Source organism: Streptomyces sp. MJM8645 (genome assembly GCF_001625365.1).
Taxonomy (GTDB): Bacteria; Actinomycetota; Actinomycetes; order Streptomycetales; family Streptomycetaceae; genus Kitasatospora.
Map to the genome: position 1 here is coordinate 5684770 of NZ_LJJF01000001.1, position 24574 is coordinate 5709343.

Annotated in this window: 12 protein-coding genes; 8 read left to right on the forward strand and 4 right to left on the reverse strand. The window is 75.4% G+C overall.

Annotated features, from left to right (window positions below; all coding sequences use genetic code 11):
* From A6F73_RS24280 to ddaH, 3 genes are all read left to right on the forward strand, one after another.
* Entirely contained in the window at positions 1–11013 is an 11013-nt protein-coding gene (locus tag A6F73_RS24280; protein WP_063349722.1) for a non-ribosomal peptide synthetase, read from the forward strand.
* Positions 11010–11234, forward strand: coding sequence for an MbtH family protein (locus tag A6F73_RS24285; RefSeq protein WP_063349723.1), 225 nt, complete (start codon positions 11010–11012; stop codon positions 11232–11234). Before A6F73_RS24280 ends, A6F73_RS24285 begins: the two co-directional genes overlap by 4 nt.
* Before the next feature lie 253 nt (positions 11235–11487).
* Complete coding sequence (gene ddaH, locus A6F73_RS24290) at positions 11488–12327, forward strand: dimethylargininase (RefSeq protein ID WP_063349724.1); 840 nt, start codon at positions 11488–11490, stop codon at positions 12325–12327.
* A 198-nt stretch (positions 12328–12525) separates the two neighbouring features.
* Here the strand turns inward: ddaH and trpD are convergent, their stop codons facing one another.
* Genes trpD through A6F73_RS24305 form a run of 3 tightly spaced genes read right to left on the reverse strand, consistent with a single transcriptional unit; the run spans position 12526 to position 15699 of the window.
* A complete protein-coding gene (gene trpD / locus A6F73_RS24295; protein ID WP_063349725.1) occupies positions 12526–13587 on the reverse strand; it encodes an anthranilate phosphoribosyltransferase in 1062 nt (353 codons plus the stop codon).
* 40 nt (positions 13588–13627) lie between these two features.
* Positions 13628–14203 (reverse strand): aminodeoxychorismate/anthranilate synthase component II, encoded by a 576-nt coding sequence (locus A6F73_RS24300; RefSeq protein ID WP_063349726.1) that lies wholly within the window; start codon positions 14201–14203, stop codon positions 13628–13630.
* A complete protein-coding gene (locus A6F73_RS24305; protein WP_063349727.1) occupies positions 14200–15699 on the reverse strand; it encodes an anthranilate synthase component I family protein in 1500 nt (499 codons plus the stop codon). Before A6F73_RS24305 ends, A6F73_RS24300 begins: the two co-directional genes overlap by 4 nt.
* A 195-nt stretch (positions 15700–15894) precedes the next feature.
* Here A6F73_RS24305 and A6F73_RS24310 point away from each other — a divergent pair, with 195 nt between their 5' ends.
* Positions 15895–17238 carry a 3-deoxy-7-phosphoheptulonate synthase class II gene (locus A6F73_RS24310; RefSeq protein ID WP_063351485.1) on the forward strand — a complete coding sequence of 448 codons (1344 nt, stop codon included), beginning with the start codon at positions 15895–15897 and terminating at the stop codon, positions 17236–17238.
* Positions 17239–17457: 219 nt separating this feature from the next.
* Positions 17458–20598, forward strand: a complete 3141-nt coding sequence (locus A6F73_RS24315) for a BTAD domain-containing putative transcriptional regulator (RefSeq protein WP_208869109.1) — start codon at positions 17458–17460, stop codon at positions 20596–20598.
* Here A6F73_RS24315 and A6F73_RS24320 read toward each other — a convergent pair.
* Positions 20595–20933 carry a hydroxyisourate hydrolase gene (locus A6F73_RS24320; protein WP_063349729.1) on the reverse strand — a complete coding sequence of 113 codons (339 nt, stop codon included), beginning with the start codon at positions 20931–20933 and terminating at the stop codon, positions 20595–20597. The two genes, A6F73_RS24315 and A6F73_RS24320, sit on opposite strands and share 4 nt — an antisense overlap.
* Before the next feature lie 289 nt (positions 20934–21222).
* Here A6F73_RS24320 and A6F73_RS24325 point away from each other — a divergent pair, with 289 nt between their 5' ends.
* The 3 genes from A6F73_RS24325 (at position 21223) to leuD (ending at position 24555) form a co-directional block, all read left to right on the forward strand.
* A complete protein-coding gene (locus A6F73_RS24325; protein ID WP_063349730.1) occupies positions 21223–22416 on the forward strand; it encodes a pyruvate carboxyltransferase in 1194 nt (397 codons plus the stop codon).
* Positions 22416–23816 carry a 3-isopropylmalate dehydratase large subunit gene (leuC, locus tag A6F73_RS24330; protein WP_063349731.1) on the forward strand — a complete coding sequence of 467 codons (1401 nt, stop codon included), beginning with the start codon at positions 22416–22418 and terminating at the stop codon, positions 23814–23816. Before A6F73_RS24325 ends, leuC begins: the two co-directional genes overlap by 1 nt.
* A gap of 100 nt (positions 23817–23916) precedes the next feature.
* Positions 23917–24555: a 3-isopropylmalate dehydratase small subunit gene (leuD, locus tag A6F73_RS24335; RefSeq protein ID WP_063349732.1), complete on the forward strand. Its 639-nt coding sequence runs from the start codon at positions 23917–23919 to the stop codon at positions 24553–24555.
* Positions 24556–24574: the final 19 nt, after the last annotated feature.

Consider the following 24574-nt stretch of genomic DNA (forward strand, 5'->3'; position numbering starts at 1 on the left):
ATGTCCGCCACGCCCGCCTCTCCCGCCTCTCCCGCCCGACGACGGCCGCTCACGGCCCCGCAGTCGGGAATCTGGTTCGGCCACGAGGCCGACCCCACCCGGCGGCGGTTCACCGCCGGCCAGTACGTCCAGTTCCACGGCGCGATCGACGAGGAGCTGTTCGAACGCGCGCTGCGGGGCGTGGTGGCCGGCAGCGAGAGCCTGCGGGTGCGCTTCGAGCCGACCGCCGACGGCGCCGTCCAGATCATCGAGGACGCCGCCGACTGGCCGCTGCACCGGCAGGACCTGCGCCACCACGAGGACCCGGCCGCCGCCGCCCGCGCGTTCCTCGCCGCCGAACTCGCCCACCCCTACGACCTGACCGCCCGCCCGCCCTTCGACCACTTCCTGCTGCGGACCGGCGAGGCGGAGTACCTCTGGTACCTCCGGATGCACCACATCCTGTGCGACGGCGTGGGCGGGGCCGGGCTGATGCGCCGGGTGGCGGCCGAGTACACGGCGCTGCACGCGGGCGAGCCGGCCTCCACCGGCGTGCACGACCCGCTCCAGGCCCTACTGGACGACGACGCCGCCTACCGCGCCTCCACCCGGTTCCGCACCGACGCCGCTTTCTGGGCCGAGGAGTTGGCCGGCCTCGGCGACCCGCCCCGCCTCGCGGGCGGGCGCGGCGCCCCGACCGGCTCGGGCCCGCGCCCGCCGGTCGCCGTCCGGACGGAGCTGTCCGCCGAACGCTGGGCCGCTGTCCGCGAGCGCGTCGGCGCGGGCTGGACGGCGCTGTTCCCGGCCGCGCTCGCCGTCGCGCTGCACGCCGACACCGGCGAGGGCACGGCGGTGATCGGCCTCGGCGTCCGCGGCCGGGACGCCGCGCTGGCCCGGCGGGCCCTCGGCATGACGGCGAACGTCGTCCCGCTGCGGCTCGCCGTCGACCCGGCCGCCACCGTCGGCGGCCTGATGACGGCCACGGCGGACCGGGTCCGCGCCGCGCTGCGCCGCCAGCGGTACCGCTTCGAGGACCTGCTCCGCGACACCGCCGCCGCCCGGGGCGACCGGCCGCTGATCGGCCCCACCCTGAACCTGCTGCCGCTCGACCCGGGCCTGCGGTTCGGCGGGATCCCGGCCACCGTGCACGAGGTCTCGCCGGGCCTGCCCGAGGACTTCGCGCTCGGCGTCTACGACAACGGCCGCGCCACCCTGCCGGTGTTCGCCGACGCGGTCGGCGACTACCCCGAGGACACCGTCCGGGCCCACCTGGACCGGGTGCTCGACCTCGTGACGGCGCTGGCCGAGGCGCCCGAGGGGCTCCCGGTCGGCCGGCTGCGCACCGGCGGCGGAGCCGTCGCCCTGCCCGCGCCCGCGTCCGGATCGGCGCGGACCGAGCCGGACGGCGACACCCTGGTCTCGCTGTTCGAACGGCAGGCCGCCGCCCGCCCGCAGGCACCCGCCGTGGTGCTGGGGGAGACCGTCCTCACCTACCGCGAACTCGACCTGCGCGCCGACCGGTTGGCCCGCCGGCTCGCCGCCCGGGGCGTGCGCCGCGGCGACCTGGTGGGCGTCGCCCTGCCCCGCTCGCCGGACCTGGTGGTCGCGCTGCTCGGCGTCCAGAAGGCCGGCGCCGGCTACCTGCCGCTGGATCCGGACTACCCGGTCGAGCGGCTGCGCGCGACCATCGAGGACGCCGCGCCCCGGCTCGTGGTGACGGACGACTCCGTCCGGGCGGCGCTGCCCGACGGCGTCGAGACCCTGCCCGTCGACGGCGCGGACGAGCCCGCCGACCGGACGCAGCCGCAGCGCCCCGGCCCGAACGGAGTCGCCTACGTCATCCACACCTCCGGCTCCACCGGCCGCCCCAAGGGCGTCCTGGTCACCCACCGCAACGTCACCCGGCTGCTCGCCACCACCGCCGACCGGTTCGGCTTCGGACCGGACGACACCTGGACCCTGTTCCACTCCTACGCCTTCGACTTCTCGGTCTGGGAGCTGTGGGGCGCCCTGCTGCACGGCGGCCGCCTGGTCGTCGTCCCCCGGGACACCGCCCGCTCGCCCGAGGAGTTCCTGCGCCTGCTCGCCGACGAGCGCGTCACGGTGCTCAACCAGACCCCCTCGGCGTTCACCCAGCTGGCCGCCGCCGACGCCGCCCACCCCGGCCCGAGCGCCCGGCTCGCCCTGCGCTACGTCATCTTCGGCGGTGAGCAGCTCGAACCCTGGCGGCTCGCGGACTGGTACCTGCGGCACCCGCAGGACGCGCCCCGGCTCGTCAACATGTACGGCATCACCGAGACCACCGTGCACGTCACGGCCGGCGACCTCGACGCCGCCGCCGTGGCCTCGGGCACCGCCACCATCGGCCGGCCGCTGCCCGACCTGCGGGCGTACCTGCTGGACGCCGCCCTGCGGCCGGTGCCCGACGGCCTGCCCGGCGAGCTGTACGTGGCCGGCCCCGGCCTCGCCCGCGGCTACCTCGGCCGCCCCGCGCTGACGGCCGGCCGCTTCACCGCCGACCCGTACGGTCCGCCCGGCAGCCGGATGTACCGCAGCGGGGACCGCGCCCGCCGCCGCCCCGACGGCGAACTCGAACACCTCGGCCGCACCGACCGGCAGGTGAAGATCCGCGGCTACCGGATCGAACCGGGGGAGATCGAGGCCGCGCTCGCCGCGCGGCCCGGCATCTCCGGCGCCGCCGTCCTCGCCACCGAACGGGAGCCCGGGCACAAGGCGCTGACCGCCTACCTGCTCGGCACCGAGGAGGCCGTCCGCGCGGCCGCCGACCACGCCCACGCGTCGCTCCCGGACCACCTGGTGCCCGCGGCCTTCGTCGCCGTCGAGGCCTTCCCGCTGACCGCCAACGGCAAGCTCGACGAGCACCGGCTGCGGGCCCGGGAGGCCAGGGCGGCGGACGGCCGGGGCCGGGCACCCAGCGGCGAGCACGAGACCCGGCTGCACCGGCTGTTCGGCGAACTCCTCGGGGCCGACGGCTTCGGCGCGGACGAGAGCTTCTTCGCCCTCGGCGGCGACTCCCTCTCGGCGAACCGGCTGGTGGTCCGCGCCCGGGCCGAGCTGCCCGCCGAGCTGTCGGCCGAACTGACCATCCGGGACGTCTTCGCGGCCCCCACCGTGGCCGGCCTGGCCGCCCGGATCGGTGCCCGTGGCGCCGCCCGCCAGGGCGATGCGGCGGCCGGTCGGGCGCGCCCGCAGCGCCCGCAGGCCGGCCCCCGCCCGGAGCGCATCCCACTCTCCTACGCCCAGCGCGGCCTGTGGTTCCTGCACCGGCTCGGCGAGCAGGCGTCGACCTACCACGTCCCGCTCGCCGCCCGGCTGACCGGGCCGCTCGACCTGGCCGCGCTACGGGCCGCCGCGGGCGACGTCCAGCAGCGGCACGAGAGCCTGCGCACCGTGTTCCCGGCCACCGACGGGCAGCCGTACCAGCGGATCCTCGACGACCCGCCCCTTCCGCTGACCGTCCGGCACCCCGACCCCGCCGACCTGGACGCGGCGGTGCACGAGGAGGTCCACCGGCCCTTCGACCTCGAACACGGCCTGCCCTGGCGGCTGGTGGTGTTCACCGCCGGGCCCGGCACCCACCTGCTGCTGATCGTCCTGCACCACATCACCGCCGACGAACAGTCGTTGGGCCCGCTGACCCGCGACCTCGCCGCCGGCTACGCCGCCCGGGCCCGCGGCCGGGCCCCCGAGTGGCCCCGACTGCCGCTCCAGTACGCCGACTTCACGCTCTGGCAGGGCCGGGAGCTCGGCCCGGCCGGCCGGCCCGACAGCCCGCTGGCCACCGAACTGGCGCACTGGCGCGAGACCCTGCACGCCGCACCGGGGCGCACCGCGCTGCCGGTGGACCACGAGCCGCCGCCCGGCACGGCCCTGCGCGGGGCCGCCGCCGAGTTCCAGTGGGACGCCGAACTGGTCGCCGCAGCGGCCGAATTGGCGGCCGGCCGGGGAGCCACCCTGTTCATGGTGCTGCACGCGGCCGTCGCCTGCCTGCTCGCCCGCTCCGGAGCGGGCACCGACCTCGTCCTCGGCACGGTCACCGCCGGCCGCGCCGACCCCGCCCTGGACGACCTGGTCGGCTACTTCGCCCAGCCGCTCGCCCTGCGCACCGACCTCTCGGGCCGCCCGGGCTTCGCGGAGCTCGTCGACCGCGTCCGGCACGCCGACCTCACCGCCTTCGCGCACGACCAGGCGCCCTTCGACCGGGTCGTGGACGCCCTCGCACCCGACCGGAAACTCGGCCGCCACCCGCTGTTCCAGGTGATGATCACCCTGCACGGCGGGCGCCGGCCCGCGCTCACCCTGCCCGGCCTGTCCGGCGCACCGCACCGGTTCGAGCGGGTGATGGCCAAGTTCCCGCTGCTCTTCGAGTTCACCGAACAGCCGGACGGCACGGTGCGCGGCGTCCTGGAGTACAGCACCGGCCACTTCCGCCCCGAGACCGCCGACCGCCTGGCGCAGGGCCTCGGCCGTCTGCTGGCGGCGGCTCTGGCCGACCCGGCGGCACCCGTCGACACCCTCGACGGCCTCGACGCCCTCGACGTCCTTGGCACCCGCGACCTGTCGGACACCCCAGACCCGGCTGCCCGCCCGCAGCCCGTCACCGGACCGGAGGGCGGCTCGCCCGCCGAGGAGCAGCTGCGGACCCTGTTCGGCAGCGTCCTCGGCCGGGCGCGGCCCGGGCCGTCGGAGGGGTTCTTCCGGCTCGGCGGGGACAGCATCCTGGCGATCCAACTCGCCACCCGGGCCCGGTCGGCGGGAGTGCTGATCACACCGAAGGACGTGTTCACCCACCAGACCCCGCGCGCCCTCGCCGCCGCGGCCGTCGTCCCGGACGCCGGCCGCGCAACGGCCGCCCGCCCGGCGGTGCCCGCGCCCCCGGGCGAGGTGCTGCCGCCCACCCCGATCGCGGACTGGCTGGCGGCCCGCGGCGGACCGATCCACGGCTACGCCCAGTCCCTGCTGTGCGAGGTGCCGCCCGGCGCCACCGAACACACCCTGCGCACCGCCCTCCAGCAGCTCGTCGACCACCACGACGCGCTGCGGACCCGGCTGACCGGGGCCCCGGGCGAGCCGCTCGCCTTCGAGATCCGGCCCGCCGGGACCGTCCCGGCGGCCCCGCTGCTGCACCGGATCGACCTCGCCCGCGAGGGCCTCGCCACCGCCCCCGGCCGCGACCCGGCGCCCGCCCTGCTGGAACTCGTCGCGGAACAGCGGCACGACGCCCGCCGCCGCCTCGACCCCTACCGGGGCGACCTGCTGCGGGCGGTCTGGTTCGACGGCGACCAGGGCGGCCTGCTGCTGATGGTGATCCACCACCTCGCCGTCGACGGCGTCTCCTGGCGGATCCTGCTCGACGACCTCGCCCGGGCCCACCGGGCCGCCGCCGACGGCCACCCGGCCGACCTCGCCGCCGTCCCCGTCACGGCCGCCGACTGGGCCCGTGCGCTGCGGGCCGCCGAGGCCGACCCGGCGGTCGCCGCCGACCGCGACCACTGGCACGGCCTGCTGACCGCCGGCACCGGGACCATCGGCACCCGGCCGCTGGACCGCACCCGGGACACCGTGGCCGGGGCCGCGACCCTGCGCACCACCCTGGGCGGCGGCCCGACCGCCGCCCTGCTGACCGACCTGCCCGACCGACTCGGCGCCGCCGTACCGGAGATCCTCCTCGGCGCCCTCGCCGCCGCCCTGCACGGCTGGCGCGCCCGCAGCGCCGACGGCCCGCTCCTGGTGGACGTCGAGGGCCACGGCCGCGACCCGGAACTCGCCGCCCTCGACGGCCTCGACCTCTCCCGGACGCTGGGCTGGTTCACGGTCATCCACCCCGTCCTGCTGGACACCGGCCCGGCCGCGCCCGACACCGGGGGAGCGGCCCCCGCCGACGACCTGGCCCGCGCCGTCGCGGCCGCCCGGCGGCGCCTGCGCGCCACTCCCCACCGGGGCCTGACGTACGGGCTGCTCCAGCGGTCCGGCACGCTGCCCGACGGCCCGGCCCCGATCGCCTTCAACTACCTGGGCCGCTTCGACACCACCCGACGCGGCCCCTGGCAGCCCGTCCCCGGCACCCTGCGCGGCGAGGCCGATCCCACCCTGCCGCTCGCCCACACCCTCTCGGTCGACGCCTTCGTGGAGACCGGCCCGGACGGCCCGCGGCTGCGGGTCGAATGGGCCTGGCCGGCCGACGTGCTGGCCGCCGACGCGGTGGCCGAACTCGCCGCCCGCTGGGAGCAGGCCCTCACCACCCTGTCGTCCGCCGCCCCGCCCCGCGCCGAGGGGCCCGCAGCCGACGCCCAGTCCGAGGCGCCCGCCGAAACGTCCGCCGAAGCCTCCGCCGAGGCCGCCGCGCCCGCCGCCGTCCTGCTGCCCGCCACGCCGCTCCAGGCCGGCCTGCTGTTCCACTCCCGCTACGCCGCCCACGACGGCCGCCGCGACCCGTACCTCGTGCAGCTCGTCCTCGACCTCGCCGGCGCGATCGACCCGGAGCGGCTCCAGGACGCCGCCCGGCGGCTGCTCGCGCGCCATCCGCAGCTCGCCGGGGCCTTCACCAGCGGCGAGTCCGGCCCGCCGCAGCAGGTCGTGCCGGTCGAGGTGACGCTGCCCTGGCGCACCGTGGACCTCACCGGGCGGGCGGAGCGGGAGCAGTCCGCCACCGCCCGGCGGCTCGTGGAGGAGGACCGCCGGCCGTTCGCGGTCGACACGCCGCCGCTGATCCGCTTCACCCTGCTGCGGCTGGCCGCCGACCGGTGGCGGCTCGTCTTCACCCACCACCACCTGCTGCTGGACGGCTGGTCGGTGCCGATCGTGCTGCGCGAGCTGCTCGCGCTGCACCAGGGCGTCGACCTGCCCCCGGCGCCGTCCTACCGCAGCTACCTCGACTGGCTGGCCGGGCGCGACGACGCGGCCGCGCGCGGCGCCTGGCGCGCCGCCCTCGCCGGGGCCGAGCCCACCCGGGTCGGCCGGCCCGCGCCGGCCGGCGGCGAGGGCGCCGACGACGGCCCGTCGACGAGCGTCTTCACCCTGCCCGCCGGGCTCACCGCCGGGCTGCGGGCGCGCGCCGCGCAGTGGGAGGTGACCCTCGGCTCCCTGGTGGCGACGGCGTGGGCGCTGGTGCTCTCCCACCTCACCGGCCGCGACGACGTCCTGTTCGGCACCACCGTCGCCCAGCGCCCGGCCGAACTACCGGAGGCGGAGCGGCTCGTGGGCCTGCTGATCAACACCGTTCCGGTCCGGGCCCGGCTGCACCCGGGCGAGCCACTGCGCGAGCTCGCCGCCCGGCTCCAGCGGGAGCGCACCGCGTTGCTGGACCACGAGCACCTGGGGCTCACCGCGGTGGAGGAGGCCGCCGGCGCCGGGCGGCTCTTCGACAGTTCGCTGGTGTTCGAGAACTACCCGCTGGACGAGGCCGGGTTCGTCGAGCCCGCGCCGGGCCTGCGGATCGGCGCCGTCGAACCGTTCGACGGCACCCACTACCCGCTCTCGCTGGTGGTGCTGCCGCGCCAGGGCGGCCTGGACGTGCGGCTCCAACTGCGCCCCGCCGAACTGGACCGGTACCTCGACGCGGACCGGCTGCGCACCTTGCTGACGGCCGCCTGCGCCGCCCTGGCCGGTCCGGGCGCGGACGCGCTGACCACCGGCCGGGTCGACCTGCTGCCGCCCGTCCAGCGGGCGGGGCTGCGGGCCTGGGGCACCGGCCCGGCGGCCGACGCCGAACCGGTGTCGGTCGGCGCGCGGTTCGAGCGGCTGACGGCCGACCACCCGGACCGGATCGCCCTGCGCCACGTCGACGGCGCCACCGCGAACGGCACCGGTACCGCCACGGACGCCACCACCACGTACGGCGCGCTGAACGCCGACGCCAACCGGCTGGCCCACCACCTGGCGGCCCTCGGGGTGCGGCCCGGCACCCGGGTCGCCGTGCGGCTGCCGCGCAGCCCGGAGGTGCCGGTGGCGATGCTGGCGCTGGCCAAGCTCGGCGCCGTCTGCGTCCCGCTGCACCCGGGGTTCCCGGCCGAGCGGCTGCGCGCGCTCGCCGCCGAGGCGGGCACCGAACTGCTGCTGGACGCCGACCTGTTGGCGGCGGCCCGGCGGGCGGGCGGGAGTACGGACGACCCCGGCGTGGAGGTGCGGCCCGGGCAGGTCGCCCAGTTGCTGTACACCTCGGGCTCGACCGGCCGCCCCAAGGGCGTGGCGGTCACCCACCGCAACATCCTCGCCCTGGCCGACGACCCGCTGTGGCACGGCCCCGACCACGACCGGGTGCTGTTCCACTCGCCGCACGCCTGGGACGCCATGGTGTACGAGCTGCTGATGCCGCTGCTGACCGGCCGCCAGGTGGTGGTGGCCCCGCCGGGGGAGCTGACCCCGGCGGACTACGCCCGGGCCGTCGAGCGCGGCGGCGCCACCGCGGCCTGGCTGACGGCGGGCCTGTTCGACCTGCTGACCGAGCAGATCCCGGCGGCCCTGGCCCGGTTGCGCCTGATCTGCACCGGCGGCGACGTCGTGCCCCCGGCGGCGCTCGCCCGGGCCCGGCGGGCCGCGCCCGGCCAGCGGCTGCTGGACCTGTACGGGCCGGTGGAGAGCACGACCTTCGCCCTGGGCCACGAAGTCCCGGCGGGCCAGGTCCGCGAGGGCGGGGCCGTCCCGATCGGCCGCCCGCTCGCGGGGACGAGGGTGCTGCTGCTGGACGCCGCGCTGCGCCCGGTGCCGCCGGGCGTCCCCGGCGAGATCCACCTGGGCGGCGAGGGCCTGGCCGCGGGCTACCACGGCGCCCCGGCCCGGACGGCCGAGCGGTTCGTCGCCGATCCGTACGGCCCGCCGGGCGGCCGGCTGTACCGCACCGGGGACCTGGGCCGGTGGGACACCGAGGGCCGGCTGCACTTCCTGGGGCGCGCGGACCGGCAGGTGAAGATCAACGGGTTCCGGATCGAGCCGGGCGAGATCGAGGCCGCGCTGTGCGCCGAACCGGAGGTCACCGCCGCCCGGGTGGTGCCGCACGGGGCGGGCCCGGCGGGCCGCTCGCTGGTCGGGTACGTGGTCGCCGACCGGCCGGTGGCCGCCGGCGAACTGCGCCGCCGGCTCGCCGGGCGGCTGCCGCGCCACCTGGTGCCCGCCGTGCTCGTCCCGGTCGACGCGCTGCCGCTGGACGCCAACGGCAAGGTCGACACGACCGCCCTGGGCCCGCCGAAGCGGTCGGCCCCGGGGCCGACCCGCTCGCCCCGCCGGGAGGTGCTGGCGGCGCTGTTCGCGGAGGTGCTGCGGGTGCCGGCGGTCGCGCCGGAGGACGACTTCTTCGCGCTCGGCGGCAACTCGATCGCCGCGATGCGGCTGGCCGGGCGGATCCGGTCCACCCTGGGGGTCGACGTGCCGCTCGGTGAGCTGTTCGACGCGCCCACGGTGGCCGGGCTGGACCACCGGCTCGACCGCGCCGCCCGTACCGACGGCACTGACGGCACTGACGGCACCGAAGGCAGCGCCCCGGCGTTCGGCGACCGGACGGCCCGGCCCGACCGGCTGCCGCTCGCCCCCGCCCAACTGCGCCTGTGGACGGCCAACTACCTGGGCGAGCACCGCCCGGACTACCTCACCACCCTGGCCCTCGACCTCACCGGCGGGCTCGACCCCGCCGCGCTGCGGGCCGCCCTCGGCGACCTGGTGGCCCGGCACGAGGCCCTGCGGACCGTCCTGCCGTACGGCCCGGACGGCCCCGAGCAGCGCATCCTCGCGCCCACCGCGGCCCCGCCCGCCGACGACCCGCCCGCCGACGCCGACCTCGCCGAGGCCGTCCTCGCCGCCGTCCCGTCCGCCGCGCCCCGCTTCCTCGACGTCCCGCCGGAGCGGCTGGACGCCTGGATCGCCGCCGAACTCGACCGCGGCTTCGACCTGTTGACCGAACCGCCGCTGCGCACCGCCCTGTTGCGCAGCGGCCCCGACCGGCACACCCTGCTGCTGGTGCTGCACCACGCGACGGTGGACGGGCACGCGCTCGAACCGCTGCTGGCCGACCTGCGGTCCGCCTACCGGGCCCGGGCGGCCGGCGGGGCGCCGCGCTGGCCGGCGCCCGCCGTCCAGTACGCCGACCACGCCCTGTGGCTGCGGCGGCGACTCGGCGACGAGGACCGCCCGGAGAGCCCGGCCGGTCGGCAGGCCGCCTACTGGAAGGGCGCGTTGGCCGCCCTGCCGCCGTGGCGGGGCCTGCCGGACGCCACCGGCGCCCCGGGCGCCGGGCCGGGCGCGGCCGGCACCGTCCGCTTCGCCCTGGACCCGGGGGAGCACCGCCGGCTGGCGGCCGCCGCCCGGGCCTGCTCGGCCGGCACCGGCATGGTGGTGCAGGCGGCGTTCGCCGCCGCGCTGGGCGACCTCGGCGCGGGGCACGACCTGCCGATCGGGGTGCCGCTGGCCGGCCGGGACGACGAGGTGCTGGACGGCGTGGTCGGCTGCCTGGTCAACACCGTGGTGCTGCGGGTCGACACCTCCGGCGCCCCGACGGCCCGCACCCTGGTCGGGCGGGTCCGGGAGCGGCTGCTGGCCGCCCACGCCCATCAGGACCTGCCGTTCGACCGGGTGGTGGAACTGGTCAACCCGGCCCGGCAGGCGGGCCGCCAGCCGCTGTTCGGGGTGGCGGTCTCCCACCTGGTGCGGGTCGAGCCAGCCGACGGCGGGCGGTGGGCCGACGCCGTGGCGGTCGCCGAGCGGCCCGTCCCGGTGGCCCGCACCGCCGTGGACCTGCTGCTCCAACTGGTGGAGCGGCGGACCGCGGACGGCGCACCCGGCGGGCTGGAGTGCGCCCTGGTACACGCGCTGGACGGCTGCGACGAGCCGACCGCCCGGCGGGTGGTGGCCGCCTTCCGGCGGCGGGTCACCGAGTTCTGCGACGAGCTGAACGACGAGCTGAACGACGAGCTGAACGGCGAGTTGAACGACAAGGTCGACGGCGGGCTCAACGACGAGCCGGCCGACGAGTCGAACGACCTTGCCCAAGTGCACGACCACAACCATGAAGTGAGGGTCCGATGAGCAGCACCAACCCCTTCGACGACGAGCAGGGCGCGTTCCTGGTCCTGGCGAACGAGGAGAACCAGCACGCCCTCTGGCCCGCCTTCGTCGACGTGCCCGCCGGTTGGCGCAGCGTGTTCGGCGAGGAATCCCGGCAGGCCTGCCTGGACTACGTCGAGAAGAACTGGACCGACCTGCGTCCGCGCAGCCTGGCCGAGGCGATGGACGCCCGCGTCGACTGAGCGCGATCGGCCGGTCCATCAGGGCTGTTCCACCCTGGCTTAAGGATCTTCCGCCCCCCGCAAGCGAACTGACAGCATGTCAGGGACGGGCGCGGGGCCGGCCCGCAGGAACGAGTGCGGCGCGCCTGGGTTTCCCCCACGCCCGGCCGCGCCGCCGGCGAGCCGGCCCCGGAGCCCCGCAGGCACCCGATTGCCGCCCGTCCGGACCGCAGCGCCACCGCCCGTTGTCCGAAGCCCTCACGAGGAGTCACCGATGAACGCTGTCACCCCGCGCCCCGCCGAGCGCACGGCCCGGCCCCGGCACTACCTGATGTGCCGCCCCAGCCACTTCGAGGTCACCTACGCGATCAACCCGTGGATGGACCCGGCGAAGCCGGTCGACACCGGGCTCGCCGTGGCGCAGTGGGAGCGGCTGTACGCGCTCTACCAGGAGCTCGGTCACCGGGTCGACCTGATCGACCCGATCCCGGGCCTGCCCGACATGGTCTACGCGGCCAACGGCGCCACCGTGGTGGACGGCAAGGTGCTCGGCGCCCGCTTCCGCAACGCCGAGCGGGCCGCCGAGGGCCCCGCCTACCTGGAGTGGTTCCGCGCCAACGGCTACCCCGAGCTGCACGACCCGCAGCACGTCAACGAGGGCGAGGGCGACTTCCTGGTCACCGCCGAGTACGTGCTCGCCGGGCGGGGCTTCCGCAGCACGCCGGCCGGCCACGCCGAGGCCCAGGAGTTCTTCGGGCGCCCGGTGATCGGCCTGGAGCTGATCGACCCGCGCTACTACCACCTGGACACCGCGCTGGCCGTGCTGGACGGCGACGAGATCATGTACAACCCGGAGGCCTTCTCCGCGGGCAGCCGCGAGGTGCTGGGCCGGCTGTTCCCCGACGCGGTGCTGGCCGACGCCGGCGACGCCGCCGTGTTCGGCCTCAACGCGGTCAGCGACGGCCGGCACGTGTTCCTGCCGGAGGCGGCCACCGGCCTCGCCGACAAGCTGCGGGAGCGCGGCTTCGAGCCGATCGGCGTCGACCTGTCCGAGCTGCTCAAGGGCGGCGGCAGCGTCAAGTGCTGCACGCTGGAGCTGCGCCACCGGGCCTGACCGCCGCCCGTCCGCCCCTTCGCCCGCCCCCTCGTCCGCCCCTGTGACGGAGGGGCGGGCGAACGGGGCGGACTCGGGCCGTACGGTCACCCCGCACCAACGCGACGGGCCGCGCGGGCCTCCCCCCGAGGAGGTCCGCGCGGCCCGTCGGCGTCGCGCCCCGGTGCCGCCGCCCGACGACGGCGGCCCGGTGGCGGCTCAGTCCGGCCGCCCCGCGCGCGGCGGCCCGCTCTCGGCCCAGCGCTTCAGCAGGGCGGCCGCCGCGCCCGAGTCGACCGCCTCGGCGGCCCGGGGCAGCGCGGCCGCCAGCCGCTCGACGACCGGCTGTTCGGAGGGCGTCAGCGCCGCCAGGCCGGCCGCCGCGGACAGCAGGACGGCGTCGCGGACGGGGCCCTGCTCGCCGTCCAGGACGGCGTGGACCACGCCCGCGTTGTGGGCGGCGTCGCCGCCGCGCAGCGCGTCCGGGGCCGCCGTGGCGATCCCGAGTTCGCGCGGATCGAGCCGCTCCTGCACGAACCGGCCGGTGGTCGCCGTCCAGACCGTCGAGGTGGTGGAGACGGACAGTTCGTCGAGGCCGTCGTCGCCCCGGAAGACCAGCGCGTCCACGCCCTGGCGGGCGAACACGGCGGCGATCAGCGGGCCCAGCCGGGGATCGGCGACGCCGACCGCCATGGCCGTGGGCGAGGCCGGGTTGGTCAGCGGGCCCAGCGCGTTGAACGCCGTCGGCACGCCCAACTCCTTGCGGGCGACGGCCGCGTGGCGGAACGCCGGGTGGAAGGCGGGGGCGAAGCAGAAGCCGATCCCGATCTCGCGCACCGAGCGGGCCACCTCCTCGGCCGAGAGCTCCAGCGCGATGCCGAGCCGCTCCAGCACGTCCGCCGAGCCGGAGGCGGAGGAGGCCGAGCGGTTGCCGTGCTTGACCACCCGGGCCCCGGCGGCGGCCGCCACGATCGCGGCCATGGTGGACACGTTCACGGTCTTCGCGCCGTCCCCGCCGGTGCCGACGATGTCCAGCGTCGGCCCCGGCACGTCGACCCGCACCGTGTGCTCGCGCGCGGCCCGGACCAGCCCGTCGACCTCCTCGGCGGTCTCGCCCTTGGCCCGCAGCGCCACCAGGAACCCGGCCAGCTGCGCCGGCGCCGCCTCGCCGCGCATCACCCGGTCCATCGCCCAGGCGGTGTCGGCGGCGCTCAGGTCCGTCCCGCCGATCAGCGCCGCGAGCAGCTGCGGCCAGCTGCGCGATTCACCATTCCCTGTCACTGGTCACCCATTCCGCTCGTCGATTCCGATGTGCGTGCGGTCAGCGCCCGGCGCCGACCGCGAGGAAGTTCTCCAGCAGCTGCATGCCGCCGGTGGTGGTGATGCTCTCGGGGTGGAACTGCACCGACTCGATGGGCAGGCTGCGGTGCCGCATGCCCATGACGTAGCCGTCGTCGTCGGCGGTCGCGGTGAGTTCCAGGTCCTCGGGCAGCGGCTGGGTGACGATCAGGGAGTGGTACCTGGTCGCGGTGAGGCTGTTTCCGAGGCCGGCGAACAGGCCGCGCCCGTCGTGCGTCACGGTGCTGGTGCGCCCGTGCATCAGCCGGTCGGCGACCTGGACCCGCCCGCCGAACGCCAGGCCGATCGCCTGGTGGCCCAGGCACACGCCGAGCAGCGGGACCTTCCCGGCGAAATGGTGGACGAGCTCGACGTGGCCGGAGGCCGCCGGGTGCCCGGGGCCGGGGCCGAGCACGACCGCGTCGGGCGCGGTCGCGGCCAGCTGCTCGGGGGTGCGGGTGTGCGAGCGGACCACCTCGGTGTCCGCGCCGAGCGCCCGCAGGTACTGGTCGATGATGTGGACGAAGCTGTCCCGCGCGTCCACCAGCAGAACCTTCACGCCGTCAACTCCTCACCCGTCAGCGCCCAGTAGGCGGCGCCCAGCTTCGCCAACGTCTCGTTCCACTCGCCCTCGGGGGTCGAGTCGGCGACGATCCCCGCGGAACTCTGCACGGAGTACACCGCGCCGTCGTGCGCGATCGTGCGGATGCACAGCGCCAGTTCGCTCCAGCCGCCGACGTCGATCAGGCCGACGGCGCCGGCGTAGGCCCCGCGCGGCTCCCGCTCGATCTCGTGGATGATCTCCATGGCGCGCAGCTTGGGCGCGCCGGTCATGGTGCCGGCCGGGAAGGTCGCGCACAGCGACCGCCACACGTCGGCGTCCTCCTCCAGCTCGGCGCTGACCGTGGACACCAGGTGGAAGACGTGCGAGAAGGTCTCCACCACCATCAGGTCGTCGGCCGTCAGGGTGTGCGGCTTGCAGACCCGGCTGATGTCGTTGCGGGAGAGGTCGACCAGCATGACGTGCTCGGCCTGCTCCTTGGTGCTCGCCAGCAGGGCCTTGATCCGCCGCTCGTTCTCCTCCTCGTCCTGGTCGCGGCGCGTGGTGCCGGCGATCGGGCGCATCACGATCCGGCCGTCCTCGATCCGGAACAGCAGCTCGGGGCTGGCGCCGATCAGCGTGCCCTCGCCGTTCGGGAGCAGGTACATGTGCGGGGAGGGGTTGCGCGAGCGCAGCCGCCGGTAGACCTCGACCGGCGTCAGCGCGGTGCGGACGTCGATCCGGTGGCCGACCTGGATCTGGTAGATGTCGCCGACCCCGATGTGCTCCAGGCAGCGCCGGACCCAGCCGTGGAAGGTGTCGCGGTCCACGCTGTCGTGCACGGACTGCGGACGGGCGGCCGGCGGGCACGCGGCCTGCGGCTCCTGCCCGGCCGCCTCCCGGGCCGCGCCCGCGAGGTCGTGCCGGCCGTGCTCGCCGAAGGCCGGGCTGTCGGCCGTCCGCAGGACCGGCGCGCCGTCGGTGCCGTAGTGCACGCTGTCGCGGAACAGCGTCAGCACGGCGTCCGGGCGGGCCGGCGGCAGCGCCCGGGCCGGCAGGTCCTCCATGTGCCAGGCCGCGTCGTAGCCGAACCGGGCCAGGAAGCCGAAGTGGAAGCGGTCGCCGGGCAGGCCCGGCTCCAGGCCGAACAGGCCCTGCGCGCGCCGCAGGAACTCCCAGACGCGGGCCGGGTCGGGGGCCTCCAGCCGCCCGGGGGCGTCCGCGGCGGGGGTGAGGCCCGCCGCCTCGGCGGTCGCCCGCAGCACCGGGGCGAGCTCCGCGATCCCGTCGATCTCCAGGTACGAGCCGTACAGCCGGATCTCGGCGAGCGGACCGCAGCCGAGCACCGCGGGCCCGCCCTGCCGGCCGGACTCGGTCAGGCTCTCCAGCAGGTACACCTGCTCCGCGCCGAGCCGGTCGCCCAGCCGCGTGTACAGCTCCAGCGGGTCGTGCGGCGGCAGCGGCTCGGTGCCGAGCCGGACGGCGAACGGAGGGTGCGATGGCGCGTCTGGCATCGGAATCCTCATCGTGAATGGCCGGCTGGGTACGGCCGGTGAACGAATGGCCCCCAGTCAATCCGTTCGTCCCGGAAGGCGGTCAGACCAGTTCTCCGGTGTGGGAGCAGGCCAATTCGCGGACGCTTGACCTTCTTTCCGCGGCCGGGCTGCAATGAGCGGGCCAGCGATTTCCGTTCCCATCCGAGGGCCGTGATGAATCGAATTCCGCAGACCGGAGCACCTGCCGCCTGGCGTTCCCTGCCGGCGGCCCAGCAACCGCAGTGGCCGGACCAGGCGGCGCTGCGCGAGGTGGTCGCCGACCTGTCGGCCGCCCCGCCCCTGGTCCTCGCCGAGGAGTGCGACCGGCTGACCGACCGGATGGCCGCCGTCGCCGCCGGCGAGGCCTTCGTCCTCCAGGGCGGCGACTGCGCCGAGACCTTCGGGGGCCTCACCGCGGACGCGGTCACCGCCAAGCTGCGCACCCTGCTGCAGATGGCGGTGGTGCTGACCTACGCGAGCGGCGTCCCGGTCGTGAAGATCGGCCGGCTGGCCGGGCAGTACGCCAAGCCCCGCTCCCAGCCGGACGAGACCCGTGACGGCCTCAGCCTGCCCTCCTACCGGGGCGACGCGGTCAACGGCCCGGAGTTCACCGAGGCGGCCCGCCGCCCGGACCCGGCGCGGCTGCGGCGGATGTACGAGGCGTCGGCGGTCACCCTCAACCTGGTCCGCGGCTTCGCGGCCGGCGGCAGCGCCTCCCTCTACCAGGCCCACCAGTGGAACCGCGGCTTCCTGGAGGACTCCGCCGAGGCCCGCCGCTACGAGGAACTGGCCGACGGTGTGGACCGCGCCCTGCGCTTCCTGCAAGCCTGCGGCTGCGACCCGGCCGGGCTGCTGGAGGCCGAGTTCTTCGCCAGCCACGAGGGACTGCTGCTGGACTACGAGCAGCCCCTCACCCGCACCGACCCGCGCACCGGGGCGCACTACGCCACCAGCGGGCACCTGCTCTGGGTCGGCGAGCGGACCAGGGGCCTGGACGACGCGCACATCGCCTACTTCGCCGGGATCCACAACCCGATCGCCGTCAAGCTCGGCCCCACGACCACCGCGGACGAGGTCCTCGGCTACGTCGACCGCCTCGACCCCGACCGCCGGCCCGGCCGGCTGACCTTCGTGGTGCGGATGGGCGCGGGCCGGGTGCGCGAACTGCTGCCGCCGCTGGTGGAGAAGGTCACGGCGGAGGGCGCCCGGGTCGCCTGGATCTGCGACCCGATGCACGGCAACACCGTCCAGACCGACGACGGCCGCAAGACCCGCCGCTTCGACGACATCCTGGGCGAGGTCGCCGGCTTCTTCGAGGTGCACCGGGAGCTGGGCACGCACGCCGGCGGCATCCACGTCGAGCTCACCGGCGACGACGTCACGGAGTGCCTCGGCGGCGGCGACCAGGTCCGCGCCGAGGACCTGCACCAGCGCTACGAGACGGCCTGCGACCCGCGGCTGAACCACCGCCAGTCCCTCGATCTCGCCTTCCGGGTCGCGGAGCTGATGAAGGCCTGAAACCGCCCCGGGCGACGGTTGGCCGGATCAGTGCGCGCCGATCCGGCCAACCGGCATTTCCGTGCCGATTTTTCGTGGGTCACCCGAGGGTGCGGACGCCGATCGCAACCCGTCAGGCGGCGTCTTTTGGGGAGAACTGAATAGCGTTGACCCATTGACCGGGCCGTCCTTAGAGTGCCTTGCGATCCTGCGCCTATTCCTCTGGGGGGAGTGGAAACGGTGGGGCACAGACCTGGTTCCGGCATACGCCACGACGGCAGTTCCTCACCCGTGCCCCGGGTCGAGTACCGCATTCTCGGCCCGCTCGAAGCGCTCGTCGACGCCAGGCCGCTGAACCTCGGCGGGATCCGGCAGCAGACGGTGCTCGCCGCGCTGCTCCTCGACGTCAACCGGGTGGTCAGCGTGGACCGCCTGGTCCGCGCCCTCTACGAGGAGGCCCCGCCGGCCACCGCCCGCGCGCAGTTGCAGATCAGCGTCTCCGCCCTGCGCCGGCTGTTCGCCGCGCACGGCCTCTCCGACGTCATCACCACCCACCCGCAGGGCTACATGGTGAAGGCGGCGGACGACCAGCTCGACCTGCTCCAGGCCCGCGACCGGGTCGGGAAGGCGCGGGCGCTGCGCGACCAGAAGGCGGAGGCCCACGACCGCACGGCGGAGGACCGCGACCGCAGGGCGGAGGCCCAGGACCGCAAGGCGGAGGCCGCCGCCCTCTTCCGGCAGGCGCTCGGACTGTGGCGCGGCGACCCCCTCGGCGGCCTGCCCAGCGAGTCGATCCGCTCCGCCGCCGGCCAGCTCACCGAGCAGTGGGTCGGCGCCACCGAGGAGTGCATCCAGCTCGAACTCGCGCTCGGCCGGCACGGCGCGGCCGTCGGCGAACTCCTGGGCCTGGTCGACGAGTTCCCGTTACGGGAGCGGCTGCGCGGCCAGCTGATGCTGGCGCTCTACCGCTCCGGGCGCCAGACCGAGGCGCTCCAGGTCTACCGCGACACCCGCCAGTGGATGATCGACGAACTCGGCGTCGAACCCGACCCCCGGCTGCAGCGGCTCGAACTCTCCATCCTCGCCGGCGACCCCCGGCTCGACCTGCCCGACAGCCGTCCGGCCGCCGCCCACGGAGCCCCGGCCGCCGAGCCCGCCGCCGCGCCGCCCGTGGCACCCGCCGCCCCCGCCGCCGTCCCGGAGATGCTCCCCGCCGACCTCGCCGACTTCACCGGCCGCGAGCACCTGCTCGCCGGCCTGCGCGAACGGCTGCTGCTCTCCTCCCACGACCAGTCCCGGCTCGCCGTCCCGATCGTCTCCGTCGTCGGCAAGGCCGGGGTCGGCAAGACCGCCGTGGCCGTCCACGCGGCCCACCAGATCGCCGCCGAGTTCCCCGGCGGGCAGCTCTTCGCCGACCTGCACGCCGGGGCCCCCGACACCGTCGGCCCGGCCCAGGTGCTGGAGCGCTTCCTGCGCGCCCTCGGCGTCCACGGCACCGCCATCCCCGACGGGCTGGAGGAGCGGGCCGAGATGTACCGGGCCCTGCTCGCCGAGCGCCGGGTGCTGATCGTCCTCGACAACGTCGCCACCGAGAGCCAGATCACCCCGCTGCTGCCGGGCAAGCCCACCTCGGCCGTGATCGTCACCAGCCGGCGGCACATCGGCAGCCTCGCCGGAGCCGTCCGGGTGGACGTCGACACCTTCGACCCCGAGCAGTCCGCGGAACTGCTCGGCCGGATCGCCGGCCCCGCGCGGGTGGCGGCCGAACCGGAGGCGGCGAAGGCGCTCGCCGAACTCTGCGACCACCTGCCGCTGGCGCTGCGCATCGCCGGCGCCCGGCTCGCCGCCCGGCCGCACTGGGAGATCACCGAACTGGTGGAGCGGCTGGAGGACGGGACCCGCCGGCTCGACGAGCTCAAGTACGCCGACGTCGGCATCAGGGCCGGCCTCTCGCTCACCTACGAGAGCGTCAGCGAGGATGCCCGCCGACTGCTGCGGCGGATCGCCCTGATCGACGAGGGGCCGTTCTCCACCTGGGTCGGCATGGCGCTGCTCGACCTCCCCGAGTACCAGGTCCAGGACCTGATCGACGAACTCTCCGACGCCCAACTGCTGGACGCCGTCGGCACCGCGCCCGGCCGCCACACCCAGTACCGGCTGCACAACCTGATCCGGGTCTTCGCGCGCGAACGCCTCGTCGACGAGGAGAGCGTCGAGGAGCGGGAGGCCGCACTGGCCCGGGTGATCGGCTGCTTCCTCTACCTGCTGATCGAGGCGAGGCAGCGCGAGTACGGCCGCGACGTGCTGATCCGCGGCCGCGGCACCGCCCTGCACCCGCTGCCCGCCCGGACGGTGGACCGGCTGCTGGCCGAGCCGCTGCGGTGGTTCGCCCGGGAGCGGCCCATGCTCGTGCCCCGGGTCAGGCAGGCGGCCATGATGGGCCTCACCGCGCACTGCTGGGAACTCGCCGTCACCGCCGTGACGTTCCTGGAGACCCACGGCCGGCTCGACGACTGGCGCGACACCCACGAACTCGCCCTCGCGGCCGCCCGCAAGGGCGGCGACCGGCTCGGCCAGGCCGCCGCACTGCACTCCCTCGGCTCGCTCGCGCTGACCCGGCAGAACTTCGCCGCCGCCGAGGAGCGCTTCCGCCAGGCCGCCGGGATCTTCACCGACCTCGGCGACGACCTCGGCTCCGCCCTGACCGCCCGCGGCCTCGGCTACCTCGCCCGAGTGGACGGCCGGATCGACGAGGCGACCGCCCACTACCAGGCCGCCCTCACCGTCCTGCGGGCGAGCGGCGGCTCCGTCGCCGTCGCCTACGTGCTGCACAACCTGGCCCAGCTCAAACTGGGCGCGGGCGACGAGGAGGGCGCCGGAGAGCTCCTCGACGAGGCGCTGCGGCTCAGCCGGGAGGGCCGCGGCCGGCGGGTCGAGGCCCAGGTGCTGCACCGGATGGGCCAGAGCCACCTGGAACGCGGCGGGTACGACCGGGCCCTGGAGGCCTTCTCCCGCGCCCTCGACGTCGTCCGGCTGATCGGCGACCACACCGGCGAGATCTACGCCCTGCACGGCATCGGCGCGGCCCGCCACCGGCTCGGCGAGAGCGGCGAGGCCGCCCACGCCCTGCACCGCGCACTGCTCCTCGCGGAGGGCTCCAACGAGCGGCTGATCATGGGCCGGATCCTCGTCACCCTCGGCGAGTTGGCGCTCGGCACCGGGGAGGCCGACCTGGCGGTCCAGCACCTGCGGCGGGCCCGGCTGGTGTTCCGTCTGATGCGGACCCCCGCCGAGGAGGCGCGCACCCTCGACCTGCTGCGCTCCGCCCGGCTGGCCGCCGGTGACCCGGAGCCCCCCGCGGGCCCGGGTCCACCGTCCTAGTCGGCGATGAAGGCCACCGCGTAGTGGTTCAGCGAGAGGGTGAGGCTCACCCGGTGCCCCGACTCGCCGTCGGAGACCCGGAAGGTGGCCGCCACCTCGGGGTGCACGGTGAACAGGCCGAGCCCGCTGAAGTACCGGTCGACGTCGAACACCAGCCGGTAGAGGCCGCGTCCGCCGTCCGTCCCGCCCCACTCCTCGATCCGGCCGCTCGCGTCCGTTCTCCGCTCGACCACCGGCACCCACTCGTTGTCGACCAGCGACTCCAGTCTCGCGTCGAGGCCGGCGGCGGTGCGCCCGTGGACGCTGTCCAGCGCTTCGACGATGACCCTCGCCATCAGCCCACCCGCCCCGGGCGCGGTAACCGGGCCGGCGGACGTTCCTCGGACGGGATATCTCGCATGAAAACCACTCCTTGCCTCAGTACACGATGCATCGGGAAAAGGGCGCGTCAAGCCTATTGTCAGGGGTCCCACTATCGGCCCGCCATCGAATGATTATTTGTTCGAAAAGTCTTGACGGACAGTGATTCCGGACCAGTAAAGTCACCGCTGCCAGCCACAATCCTCCGCCGCCGCACACCGCGACCTCCCGTCCGGCGGCGTTCCCGAAAGAGGCGGAAAATCCATGTCTCCGAAATCCGTCCCCACCGCACGGCGGCTCCGGGTATTCGACTCGACACTGCGCGACGGCGAACAGGCCCCGGGCAACGCGATGAACCCCGACCAGAAACTGGAGCTGGCCCTCGCCATCGAGGCCACCGGCGTCGACACCATCGAGGCCGGCTTCCCCAGCTCCTCACCGCGTGACTTCGAGGCGACCAGACTGATCGCGGGCGCGCTCACCACCGCCAAGGTGGCGACCCTCAACCGGGCCGTCCGCGCGGACATCGAGCTGGCCGCCCAGGCCGGCGGCGTCGAGCGCCACCAGGTCCAGATCATGGCCACCGGCAGCGACGTCCATCTGGAGCACAAGCGCGGCCTCACCCGGGCCGAGGGCCTGCACGAGATCATCGACAGCATCCGGTTCGCCCGCGAGCTGGGCTTCACCGACATCACGCTCGGCATCGAGGACGCCAGCCGGGGCAGCGACGACCTGCTGCGCCCGATGATCGAGGCCGGCATCGAGGAGGGCGCCAACACGGTGGCGCTCGCCGACACCACCGGCTGCCTGATCCCGTCCGAGTTCGGCGCCCAGGTGGCGCGGGTCCGCTCCTGGATCCCGGACCACATCATCCTGTCCACCCACTGCCACCAGGACCTCGGGCTCTCCCTCGCCAACGCCCTGGCCGGCGTCGAGGCCGGCGCGGACGAGGTGCAGGCCACCATCGCCGGCATCGGCGAGCGCGCGGGCAACACCCCGCTGGAGGAGCTGGCCGCGGTGCTGCTCTACAAGGGCGAGCAGCTCGGCCTGACCAGCCGGCTGCGCACCGAGAAGTTCTACGAGGCCTACCAGCTGCTGGCCCGGATCATCGGAATGTCGACGCCGCGCAACAAGGCGATATTCGGGGAGAACGCCTTCGCCACCCAGGCCGGAATCCACCAGGCCGGAATGCTGCGCAATCCGGTGACCTACGAATACGTCGAGCCGCACAGCTTCGGCCGCGAGCGCGGAATTCTCATCGGCCGGCACTCCGGGCGCAATGTGGTCCGCAACCTGTTCGACCAGATGGGAATCGGCGCCGAGCACGACCTGCTCGACGAGATCTACGAGACCTACATCGCGGGCCGCGCCGACGGCACCTGCATCGAACTGGGCGAGCTGCGCGAGATCATCGCCGAGCGCCTGGAGCGCACCAGCGAGATGGCGGTGGCCAGCTGATGGGCGGCACCGAGCGCAACCTGATCGAGAAGGTCTGGCAGAGCCACGTCGTCGACCAGGCACCGGGCGAGCCCGACCTGCTCTACATCGACCTGCACCTGCTCCACGAGGCGAGTTCCCCGCAGGCCTTCGACGGCCTCCAGCTGGCCGGCCGCCGGGTCCGCCGGCCCGACCTCGCGCTCGCCCTCGAAGACCACAACGTGCCCACCAACACGCTGCTGGTCAAGGACGCGATGGGCAGCGCCCAGCTGGAGCGCCTGCGCGAGAACTGCGAGGAGCAGGGGATCGAGCTGTTCTCGCTCGGCGACGACCGGCAGGGCATCGTGCACGTGGTGGCGCCCGAACTGGGCTTCGTACGCCCCGGCATGACCGTGGTGTGCGGCGACAGCCACACCTCCACGCACGGCGCCTTCGGGGCGCTCGCCTTCGGCGTCGGCACCAGCGACGTCGAGCACGTGCTCGCCACCCAGACGCTGGCGCTCCAGCGCCCCCGGACGATGTCCGTCGAGTTCGTCGGCGAGCCGCCGGCCGACGTCACGCCGAAGGACCTGATCCTCGCGCTGATCGCGCACATCGGCGCCAACGGCGCCAACGGCTACGCGATCGAGTACCGCGGCAAGGCCGTCGAGAACCTCTCCATGGAGGGGCGGATGACGGTCTGCAACATGAGCATCGAGGCGGGCGCCCGCGCCGGCCTGATCGCCCCCGACGACACCACGCTCGCCTACCTGCGCGAGCGCTGGGACCCGGCCGCCGAGGCCGACTGGGACGAGGCCGTCAGCTACTGGCAGTCCCTGCGCACCGACGAGGGCGCCGCCTTCGACCGCGTCGTCGAACTGGACGTCACCGGGCTCAAGCCCTTCGTCACCTGGGGCACCAACCCCGGCCAGGCCGTCCCGCTGGACGCCGCGGTGCCGGCGCCCGAGACCTTCGCGACCCCCGCCGAGCAGCAGGCCGCGCGCCGCGCCCTGGAGTACATGGGCCTCGAACCGGACGTCGCCCTGCGGGACGTCGAGATCAACACGGTCTTCCTCGGCTCCTGCACCAACGGCCGGATCGAGGACCTGCGGGCCGCCGCCGACGTGCTGCGCGGCCGCAAGGTCTCCGACCGGATCACCATGCTCGTCGTCCCCGGTTCGATGGCCGTCCGGGCCCAGGCCGAGGAGGAGGGCCTGGACCAGGTCTTCCTCGACGCGGGCGCGCAGTGGCGGCTCTCCGGCTGCTCGATGTGCATGGGCATCAACGCCGACCGCCTCCAGGGCATCCAGCGGGTCGCCTCCACCTCCAACCGCAACTACGAGGGCCGGCAGGGCACCCACGCCCGCACCCACCTGGTCTCGCCCGTCGTCGCCGCCGCCACCGCCGTGGTCGGCCGCCTGGCCGCGCCGACCGAGCTGTGACCCCGCCCGCCGGGCACACCCGCCCGACCCGTTCCACCCGACCGGCCTGTTCGACCCGTTCCACCGACCGCAGCCAGACCGACCAGCAGGGGGCAGAGGCATGAGGCAGCCGCTCACGGCGCACACCGGACAGGCCGTGGCCCTGTCCCGGGACGACGTCGACACCGACCAGATCATCCCGGCCGAGTTCTGCAAGCGGCTGACCAAGACCGGCTACGCCGACACCCTGTTCGGGCACTGGCGCAAGGAGCCCGGGTTCGTCCTGAACCAGCCGGAGCACCAGGACGCGAGCGTCCTGGTGGCGGGCCACAACTTCGGCACCGGCAGCTCCCGCGAGCACGCCGTGTGGGCCCTGCGCGACTGGGGCTTCCGGGCCGTCATCGCCACCAGCTTCGGCGACATCTTCCTGCGCAACGCGCTGAAGAACGGCCTGCTGGCCGTCGCCCTGCCGGTGCCCGTCGTCGCCGACCTCGCCGAACGCGCCCAGGCCGACCCGAAGTTCGAGATCACCGTCGACCTGGAGCAGCTGACCGTCGGCACCGACCTCGGGACCTGGGAGTTCGAGGCCGACCAGCGCGCCCGCTGGCTGCTGCTCAACGGCCTCGACGACATCGACGTCACCCTGCGCAAGGCCGACGCGATCGCCGCCTTCGAGCAGGGCCGCCCGGCCTGGATGACCAGCATCACCCGCGGCGCCTTCTCCTCCCCGGACACCGCGAAGCAGCGCCGGGCCTCCTGACGACCGCGCCCCCCGGCGC

What these genes read in the sequence shown, in the direction of transcription:
- ddaH (WP_063349724.1), top strand. Translation starts at nt 11,488, where the DNA reads ATGAACGCTGTCACCCCGCGCCCCGCCGAGCGCACGGCCCGGCCCCGG.
- A6F73_RS24285 (WP_063349723.1), top strand. Translation starts at nt 11,010, where the DNA reads ATGAGCAGCACCAACCCCTTCGACGACGAGCAGGGCGCGTTCCTGGTC.
- A6F73_RS24320 (WP_063349729.1), bottom strand. Translation starts at nt 20,933, where the DNA reads ATGGCGAGGGTCATCGTCGAAGCGCTGGACAGCGTCCACGGGCGCACC.
- leuC (WP_063349731.1), top strand. Translation starts at nt 22,416, where the DNA reads ATGGGCGGCACCGAGCGCAACCTGATCGAGAAGGTCTGGCAGAGCCAC.
- A6F73_RS24280 (WP_063349722.1), top strand. Translation starts at nt 1, where the DNA reads ATGTCCGCCACGCCCGCCTCTCCCGCCTCTCCCGCCCGACGACGGCCG.
- A6F73_RS24325 (WP_063349730.1), top strand. Translation starts at nt 21,223, where the DNA reads ATGTCTCCGAAATCCGTCCCCACCGCACGGCGGCTCCGGGTATTCGAC.
- A6F73_RS24305 (WP_063349727.1), bottom strand. Translation starts at nt 15,699, where the DNA reads ATGCCAGACGCGCCATCGCACCCTCCGTTCGCCGTCCGGCTCGGCACC.
- A6F73_RS24310 (WP_063351485.1), top strand. Translation starts at nt 15,895, where the DNA reads ATGAATCGAATTCCGCAGACCGGAGCACCTGCCGCCTGGCGTTCCCTG.
- leuD (WP_063349732.1), top strand. Translation starts at nt 23,917, where the DNA reads ATGAGGCAGCCGCTCACGGCGCACACCGGACAGGCCGTGGCCCTGTCC.